Origin of the sequence: Mesorhizobium sp. (genome assembly GCF_004962925.1) — a bacterium.
GTDB lineage: Bacteria > Pseudomonadota > Alphaproteobacteria > Rhizobiales > Rhizobiaceae > Mesorhizobium.
In genome coordinates this window covers 2,249-7,020 of the sequence record NZ_SUEO01000006.1, presented here as the reverse complement: position 1 = coordinate 7,020, position 4,772 = coordinate 2,249, and the positions used below count along the sequence as shown (strand labels likewise).

6 protein-coding genes and 1 pseudogene are annotated in these 4,772 nt (G+C 60.8%); 2 read left to right on the top strand and 5 right to left on the bottom strand.

Annotated elements, in window-relative coordinates; genetic code table 11:
* The 3 genes and pseudogenes from E5W87_RS02935 to E5W87_RS02925 all read right to left on the bottom strand — a co-directional run.
* A pseudogene (locus tag E5W87_RS02935) lies at positions 1-328 on the bottom strand (B12-binding domain-containing radical SAM protein); the annotation flags it as partial.
* Entirely contained in the window at positions 325-1,392 is a 1,068-nt protein-coding gene (locus E5W87_RS02930) for an NAD-dependent epimerase/dehydratase family protein (protein ID WP_292393815.1), read from the bottom strand. The pseudogene E5W87_RS02935 and the gene E5W87_RS02930, both read right to left, overlap by 4 nt.
* Complete coding sequence (locus E5W87_RS02925) at positions 1,389-2,495, bottom strand: NAD(P)-dependent oxidoreductase (RefSeq protein WP_292393813.1); 1,107 nt, start codon at positions 2,493-2,495, stop codon at positions 1,389-1,391. The genes E5W87_RS02930 and E5W87_RS02925 overlap by 4 nt, the downstream gene beginning before the upstream one ends.
* A gap of 277 nt (positions 2,496-2,772) precedes the next feature.
* Between E5W87_RS02925 and E5W87_RS02920 the strand changes: the two genes are divergently transcribed.
* Entirely contained in the window at positions 2,773-3,045 is a 273-nt protein-coding gene (locus tag E5W87_RS02920; RefSeq protein ID WP_292393811.1) for a hypothetical protein, read from the top strand.
* Between the two features lie 188 nt (positions 3,046-3,233).
* On the opposite strand, the gene E5W87_RS02915 is transcribed toward E5W87_RS02920, so the two are convergent.
* Positions 3,234-3,830 carry a response regulator gene (locus E5W87_RS02915; protein WP_292393809.1) on the bottom strand — a complete coding sequence of 199 codons (597 nt, stop codon included), beginning with the start codon at positions 3,828-3,830 and terminating at the stop codon, positions 3,234-3,236.
* A 1-nt stretch (position 3,831) separates the two neighbouring features.
* Complete coding sequence (locus tag E5W87_RS02910) at positions 3,832-4,029, bottom strand: hypothetical protein (protein WP_292393807.1); 198 nt, start codon at positions 4,027-4,029, stop codon at positions 3,832-3,834.
* Between the two features lie 161 nt (positions 4,030-4,190).
* Here E5W87_RS02910 and E5W87_RS02905 point away from each other — a divergent pair.
* Positions 4,191-4,772, top strand: a 582-nt coding sequence (locus tag E5W87_RS02905; RefSeq protein WP_292393805.1) for a chemotaxis protein CheB, incomplete at its 3' end; no start/stop codon positions are given.

The window sequence follows — 4,772 nt, the reverse complement described above, 5'->3', positions numbered from 1 at the left end:
GTCCGACAGCGACAGTGCGGCCGCCGCGCCCGCCGAGGCGGTTGAGGAAGTCGGCAGGCACACGCAGCTCCGGCGGTGCGCAACGCCAGAACAGATAGGTCGGCGCCGTGCTGACGACGGTCATGACCGGGGCGAAGGCGGCGACGCGATCGGCAAGCGCCGCGTTGTCCAGCTTCTGGATTTGCCCGTCCAGCATCAGCACCTCATGGCCGTCGGCCTCCAGCAGGGCTTTCGAGTAGCCCAATTCCAGCGGCAGATGCGGCTGGCGGCAGCCGAAATAGATACTGTCCTCGTATGTCCAGAACGGATTGACCAAGGCGACTTTCATGCCACGTACCTCGCGGCTTCAGGTTCGAGGCGATGACGCTGCAGCCAATCGGCGAGGTCACGGATACCGTCGCGCCATGAGACATGCGCTTTCCAGCCGAGCGTCGCTTCTATCTTGCGGGTATCGGCGACAAAGAAGGGCTGGTCGCCGGTGCGTTCGCGGTCGTAGAGGATCGAAAGCCTGCGACCGGTCAGTTCGCCGATTTCCTTGAGCAGCATGCGCAGGCTGACGGCGTTTCCCGGTCCGCCACCAAGATTGAATGCTTTGCCCCTGATGTCCTCGATCCGGGCAAGTGCCCCGCGATAGGCCGCAACCGCATCGGAGACATGAAGTATGTCGCGCACCTGCTTGCCGTTGCCGTAGATCGTTATCGGCCGGCCGGAAAGCGCACTGAGCAGAAAATGGGCGACCCAGCCCTGGTCCTCCGTGCCGAACTGGCGCGGTCCATAGATGCAGCTCATGCGCAGGACTGCGGTCGGCAGGTCGTACGACTTGGCATAGTCGAGCACATATTGATCCGCCGCGCCTTTGGAGCAGCCATAGGGCGTGCAGAAATCGAGGCCGCAGGTCTCGTCTATGCCGTTGGCCCGGATGCCGGCATCGCAGGGCACGCACCGGTCGTCTTCTTCGCGCACGGCGACGTCGGGCAGGCCGCCATAGACCTTGTTGGTGCTGGCGAAGATCACAGGGATGCGCTTGCCGCTCCGGCGGGCCGCTTCCAGGATGTTGAATGTCCCGCGAAGATTGATGTCGAAATCTTCGCTTGGCTGGACAAGGCTCGTGGTGACGGCGGTCTGCGCGGCTAGATGGAATATCGCCTTGGAATGCGCCACAAGCGGCGCCAGAACGTCCGCATTCCGGACATCGGCGGTTTCCACGGCAAGTTGATTCCCGTGCTTCTGGGCCAGCCAAGCCAGATTCTGCTCAACGCCTGGACGGCTGAGATTGTCGATGACCAGTACCGGCATTCCATCCGACAACAGGCTGTCGGCGAGGTTCGAGCCGATGAAGCCACTGCCGCCGACGATGGTAACCGGCGCTTCGCGAAAACCATCGGGCTTCATGTCACCAGTCCCCGCTCTTCGAGTTCCCGTCTCATGTCGGCGCCGCGGTCGATGGCGACTGTGTTGCGCACCCACGCGACGAACTCATCGAGTGAATGCTCCAACAGCTGCCGCGGCTCGAATCCAAGCAATTCACGCGCCTTGGAGATGTCGGCGAAGCAGTTGCGGATATCGCCGGCACGCGCTTTGCCGAGGATTTCAGGCTGACGCTCCGGCACACCCATCGCGTCGGCGAGCAGCCGCGCGACCTCGCTGATCGCATAGGCACGCCCGCTGCCGATGTTGATGACGTGGCCGCGCGCCTGGCGTTGTTCCAGCGCCAGGCGGAAGGCGCGGGCGACGTCGCGCACATGGACGAAGTCGCGTTTCTGCTCGCCATCTTCGAAGATCGTCGGCCGCTGGCCGTTGGCGAGCCGCGAGGCGAAATTGGCCAAAACGCCGGTATACGGGTTTGAAAGCGCCTGTCCGGCGCCGAAGACGTTGAACAGGCGCAGCGCCACCGCGTCGACGCCATAAGCCTCGCCGAAGATCAGCACGGCGCGCTCCTGGGCATATTTCGTCAGCGCATAGATCGAGGCGAGATCGACCGGCTTTTCCTCGTCCGTCGGCAGCGGCGACAGGCTTTCATTCGTCGCCGACAGCGGGTTCCATTGGCCGCTCTTGATGTCGTTCGTCTGCCGCCGTGCATTGTCGACGCGTCGACCGTCCGGCGTGCCATAAAGGCCCTCGCCATAGACGCTCATCGATGAGGCGACGACGATCCGCTCAACCGGATGTTTGATCAGTGCTTCAAGCAGGGTGGCAGTGCCGAGGTCGTTTGCGCCGACATAGCGGGCGATCTCGTACATGGACTGGCCGACGCCAACCTCGGCCGCCAGATGGATGACGGCGTCGACGCGCTGGAGCGCCTCGACGATTGCGTCGCGATCGCGAACGTCGCCCTTGATCAGTTCGGCTCCCGCCGGCAGGCTGATCGCCTCACCGCCATGCACCTGTTCCAGCAGCGCATCGAGAATACAGACGGCATAACCATGTTCGGCGAGTTCCTGGACGACGTGGCGGCCGATGAAACCGCAACCCCCGGTAACCAGTATGCGTTCCACGACAACTCCTTGTGCAGATGGCCTTGGCGCCCCGAACTGTTTGACAAAAGGTTTGTTCCCTCTCCTTCAACAAAGATGGTTTGGGGTCCCTCAAACCGAGGTGAACGCATCGCGAACAGGCCTTGGGCCTACGCTGGAACATTGCAGCTCGTTTGGGGTTAGGCGCTCATCTGGCCGTAATCGGAAGCAGCGGACAGGCAGGTAGCTGTCATCGAGCGGGACGCGCGCACCAAGCTAGGCCTGGCCGGGAAGCTCAAAGGATCGAAAGGAGATTTCAATGTCTGAATCGAAGACGACCACCAATCACGACGAGATCCGCCAGTGGGCCCAAGATCGGGGTGGCCGACCTGCGGTTGTACGAACCAGAGGCGAGGGTGGCATTCTGCGGATCGATTTTGGCGAGGCCGAGGAGGAGTTCGAAGCCATCGAATGGGACGAGTTCTTCCGGGTTTTCGACCAGAACGATCTGGCCTTCCTCTACCAGGACGAAACCGGCGGCGGAAAAACAAGCCGGTTCAACAAGTTCATCGAGCGTAACCAGAGCGGCTGATAGGGCTTCTACGTCAGTGGTCCCTCGGTAGCTCTTAGGTCACCTTGCGTTTTGATGGAGAGGTTCACTCCAGAGCATTGTGTTTGCGTGATTTTTCGGAGTCCTTTCTCAAATATGGAGCGGTCTTATTCGGACTCGATAGAACAAATCAGAGATCAGGGCCTCGGTCGTTGCCGATCGGTCGCGCTTCAGTGCAACAGGCTCGTTCCGCTCGATCTTGCGACACTTCGCATAATACCGTTCAGCCAATCTTCGGTCGACACGCCGGCCCGCCTCCTGTCGATCTCGCCGATGGCTCTCTCCAGCGTTCGCTCGACCAGCCGGTCGGAAGCGCCCACGTCGCCAAGAAGCAGACGCGCCGCGAGCCTGAGCTTCGGCAGAAGTGAAAATACATTGTCGGACAAGTTCACGGGAGGGCGACCCGCCAAGGCGAATCGTTCCGGAGGAAACAAGGCGTCGAAGATTGCGTAGCTATCCGACGATTTTCGAAGATTGCTGGCGTGGCGCAGACGTTCCGGAATGACAATGTCCTCGTCACCGCTGAAAAAGACGAAAGGCACGCCGCGGCGCATCAGTTCGTCTGCGATCGGAAACACCCGCCGGCCATTGAGATTGACGTCAAGGATCGCGGCCTCAGCCGTATCGGTATGCGTAGACGCCTGCTCGACTGTCGCCGCAGGGCCGAGGACGACCGCGCCCATATTGCCGAAATATCTCGCAAGATCGCCGGCCAATAGCCAATCGTCTTCGACGATCAGAATGTGCAGACCTTGTAGCTCGCGCACCTCATCGTCCTTTCTTCGAGCGAGATTTCCAATTGTCCGCACGGGCTTGTTCAGAATGCTGCTGCAAGGCTGCCTGCAATCGTTTCCCTAAAACAAGCATGCGGGGCGGAATGGATTGGTTTCCCGGCAAATCCAGCAAATCCGAAGAGTGCAACAATGCTTGTTTTGTCAGCTTTAGGTCAGGTGTGCGTTTTGACATTGAAGCTTCCACAAAAGTCCCGACGTTAACGCCGTCTGCACGGACTTGTTCCGGCCCTCTTGCACGTTGTATGCTGGCGTTCAGCCCGGTCGCGGGTTTTGGGTCGACTGGCGGCTTTGTTGTCTAGGCTGTTCAACCGAGGGCTTGCGGTGACATCCCAGATGAAGAGATTTCCCATTGTGGGCGTCGGCGCGTCAGCCGGCGGCATTCCCGCAATGGAGGGTCTGTTCAAAGGCATCACCGGCCAGCCCGGCATGGCGTTCGTCATCGTCACCCATCTCAGTCCGGGGCGCGAAAGCCTGCTACACGAGGTCGTCGGACGTTACACGCAAATGCCGGTTGTCGTTGTCGAGGATGGCACCACTGTCCTGTCCGACCACGTCTATGTGATGCCGCAGAACGTCGTTCTCATGATTGAGAAGGGAGTGCTGCACCTGCGGCAATCCAGCTTGCTCAGCCGTGAGCGCAAGCCGATCGATATCTTCTTCAGCGCGCTGGCCGAAGATCAAGGCGAGTATGCGGTAGGGGTCATTTTGTCGGGCGGCGACTCCGATGGCACGCTGGGCGCAAAGGCGATCAAGGAGCGTGGCGGACTGACAGTCGCTCAGGCCTCCAACGGCTACGGTCCGCGCAATCCGGATATGCCGCGAAGTGCGATCTCCAGCGGGCTGGTCGACATTGCGGCGCCGGCTGAAGAGATTGGCGCGAAGCTGGAGGGCTTCGCCCGCAGCTTCGATATGCTG